Raw genomic sequence first — 4,186 nt, forward strand, 5'->3', positions numbered from 1 at the left:
GAGGGGGGAAAACTCTACATTGATGCAGCAAGTGTTAGCAGGGATACGACAATTGAGAGTGGTGGTATTGAATTCGTTCAAAATCTGAGCAGTTCGGAATATGCCGCTGTTAAAAAAGGGGGGAAACAAATTGTTGAGAGTGGTGCAAATGCAGAAGGGGCTCAAATCTATGGTGGTGAGCAGATTATTTTTGGTAAGGGTTTTCTTGGGGATGGTTTGTCGCGGAAAGATAAGGAAAGTAGTGCTTATGGCACTGAAATTCATGCTGCAGATGGAGTGCCAGGAATACAAAATGTCTATAGTGGGGGGCTGGCTGTTGACACAAAGATTATGAAAGGCGGTATTCAAAATATTGATGGTAAAGAGAATTTTCATAACGGTTTCTCAGAAGATGCTGATACAGTCGATACAGAAGATGAAGATTTTACAATTAATGAGGGGGCTTTTGCACTGAGTACCGAACTTTTTAAAAATGGTATGCAGAATATCTTTGCAGCAGGGAATGCGAGTGAAGTTACTTTATACGATAGAGCTATTCAGAATATATATGATTCTGGATATACGGATGATCTAACCATTAATCATCAAGCAAGGTCATGGGTTTTTGCTGGTGCAATATTAGATAAGGATACAAATATTCATGATTTTGGTAGTCTCTATCTTTATGCTGGAAATGGTGAAGCTGTCACGGAAGTAGAAAATCTTAATTTAAATGGAGAAGATACCAAGCTATACATTATTGCTGTTGAAGATAATGGCAAAAAATCTCAGGTTAATGTCCAAAATTTAACGGGAAGTGGCAGAGTTATTTTTACGTCTTTAGGGACTAATAAGCATTATTCTCAGCTTAATATTGATAATCTTTCAGGTTCTTTACATTTCAATTTTAATGTCAATTTTGCCAAGCACCTTAGTGATTATCTTGTCATTAAAGAAAGTGGTTCAGGTTATCATACAGTAAGTATTATTGATTCTGGGGGGGAGGTCACACCCCCTTCCCACAAAAGGTTTAAATTAATTTCTGATCATAGTGGAAACGCTTATTTTACTCTGGCAAACACTTTTGGTGAAAAAATCAAAGCTATTGATGCCGGAACTTACATGTACAGTTTGAAACATAGAAAAAATGAGAGCAATGGTAAAACTTGGTATTTAGATGCGAATTATGCTCTTGATGAGATAAATACCTCTTTGTTTTCTGATTTTAGCTTGCAACCATCTGCTATAGCTTCATTATCGAATGATCTCACAGAACGCACAATTGAAAAGGGAATGATTGTTACGATTGCTGATCCTAGCTTTGATAGTAACAGTGAGAAAGTTGAAAGCACTGGAGAAACTTCGATTAATAATACAGTTAAAGACGGTGGAAAGATCTCCGTTTATCACGGTGGTTTTAGCTTGTATACAACAATTCAAAGAGGCGGCACTGAGCTTGTTAGAGCACAGGGTCTTTCACAGGATAGTACAGTTAAGAAAGGGGGAAAACAAAAGGTTGAAGATGGGGGGAAAGCTGAAGGGGTTAAAATTTACGGTGGTGAGCAGTTTGTTTCAGGAAAGTCTGATATCAAAGGTGAAATGGTAAGAAGCAGTGCCTATGACACTATCGTTTCTGGTAAAAATGGAGTGCGAGGATATCAGAATGTGTACGATGATGGAGAGGTTTTTAACACAAAGATCATGGAAGGAGGGATACAAAATCTTTATGTAGAAGAGGATCTAGACCATTATAGCAGTTTTGCATTTGATACGAAGATCTTTTCTGGTGGAGAACAACACGTTTTAGCGGGAGGAATCGCGATTGGTGTTCTCTTACAAGGGAATGCTTTCCAAGCAATAGATTTAGGAGGCTATGTAAAAGATTTAACCGTTAAGGATCAAGCACAATCGTGGTTACATTATGGTGCAACATTAGAAGGGAACACCATGATTCATGATTCTGGACGGATTTATCTTTATGCTGGTACTGAGCGATCTCGTACTGAAGTAGAAAAAATTGTTTTAAATGACAAAGATACCACATTATACTCTATTGCTTCCAAGATGGACGGTGAAAGCTCTTTGATTGAGGATTTAAGCGGGAATGGACACGTTATTTTTACTTCTACCGTGTTTAATCCACATTATTCTAAACTTGAGGTTGGTAATCTTTCAGGTAATTTACATTTTAGGTTTAATACTAATTTTGTAGAACAGCGCGGTGATTATCTTCTGATAAAAAGAGGAGCAGGTCATCACACCATAAGCGTTATCGATTCTGGTGTTGAAATTACCAATTCTCCTCTACAAGATCAGAATTTAGTTTTGGAGCTTGATTTAATTCATGATCAAAGCGGAAATGCGCATTTTACTCTGATAGATTTTTGGGGTGAAGAGATAGCTACTGTTGATAATGGAGTCTACATGTACGCTCTCAAGAAAAAAGATCATAACGGTGGAAAGATTTGGTCTTTATCGACACCATCTATGCCAGAAAAAAATTTTTCTCCTATCTTTCCTCCATCTCATATGGAGTTGCCTATAGCTGAATCTTTTGAGCAAGAAAAGTATGGTTCTCCTTTGGAAGATTCTATAGCCAATTCTTATAAAGGTGATTTCAGTTTTTATGCAGAGGATTTCATTACTGGTACACGTGAAAAAATTTTGCAAAGCTCCGTGCTCGGTGACAATAGCATAGTTTATATTGCTGGTGATGGAGAAACGGATGATTTTAAATTATCCATTAATAATACGGTTCCAGAAACTGCAACACTCTATGTTGAGACTGGTGGTTTCAGTAAGAATACGACCATTGAAAATGGTGGTGTTGAGATTGTAGGGGAACAAGGGATTTCAGAATTTACGATTATTTACGAGGGTGGAAAACAAAGAGTGGAGGGAGGAGGAACCGCATTGAAAGCTGAAATTTATGGTGGGGAGCAGCTTGTTTTCGGAGATGGTTATGTAAATGGTGGAATTGTGGGGAGCAGCGCTTATAACACGACACTTTATGGTCAAGGTGATACGCCAGGACAGCAGAATGTATATGATGATGGGATGGCTGTGGGAACAAAAGTGATGAGTGGAGGAATACAAACTCTTGCTAAGTGGTTCGCAGATGATGATGATTTTATACAAAAGAGTGGTGGTTTAGCTGTGAATACTGAGGTTTTCGCGGGTGGTGTACAGCGGGTATTAGCAGGGGGAGAGGTGAACATTGTGACTTTACACCGCCATGCTGCTCAAGAAGTTCATGCTGGTAGCATTGTAAAAAATCTAACAATTAAAGAAGGAGCCAATTCATGGATTTTTGCTGGTGCGGTGTTGGAAGGAAAAATAAAGATTCATGATTTGGGACAAGTCCATCTTTATGCTGGAAATAATAGCTTTTATACTGAATACAAAAATTATCACACAACAGTAGACGATATTAATTTAGAGGGAGAAAACGCTAAATTATACTCTATTTCTAATGGATATGGAAACACAGAAACTTATATTAAGAAGCTGAGCGGTGTGGGAAATATTATTTTTACTTCTACAGAATCCGATTTACATTACTCTAAGCTTTATATTGATAATCTTTTGGGGAGTCTACATTTCGATTTTAATGTCAGCCTTGCAGAAGGAGAAGGTGATTATCTCTTTATCAAAAATGGCCGTGGTTCTCACACAATAAATATTTTAGATTCCGGTATTGAAATTGTTGATCCTTCTTCAACAGAACTTGATTTAATTGTTGATCAAAGTGGAGGCGCACATTTTACCCTGAGAAGCTTTTCTGGTGCAAATGTTAAAACTATTGATGGCGGAACCTATACGTATGGTTTAAAACAGAGAATTGATGAGGATGGGGGCGAAAAAGTTTGGTATTTATCTGCAGTATTTATTGATAATGTTTCATTTCTCAACAGTTTACCACGTAGTAGAAGCAGATCTGTGCGGCATTTAAATCAAAATCAATCGGTTTCTTCTCTTTCAACGATTGCAGCACCACAAGCGCATGTTATTAAATTGCCACGTCGAAGAGAGAACTGCCAAAACTTAAGGCAAAAATCTCAGGCTTCTGTATCTCCAACTGTTTTCTCTCTTGGAAGTCACGTTATTGAAGTTTTAGGTTCAGGAAGTTCTCATCCTCTTTCTGATGAAAAACAACAAACTGCTGTTTCAGAATCTTCTCACTCTTTAGCCGATCAAATGATTGTGC

Annotated in this window: 1 protein-coding gene; it reads left to right on the plus strand. The window is 37.8% G+C overall.

Translation table 11 applies throughout. The annotated features are described in order from the left end of the window. Positions 1-4,186: pertactin-like passenger domain-containing protein (locus tag ACFIO3_RS09445; protein WP_375704363.1), on the plus strand; the 4,186-nt coding region annotated here is incomplete at both ends.

The organism is Bartonella sp. AD328YNZD (assembly GCF_042196425.1).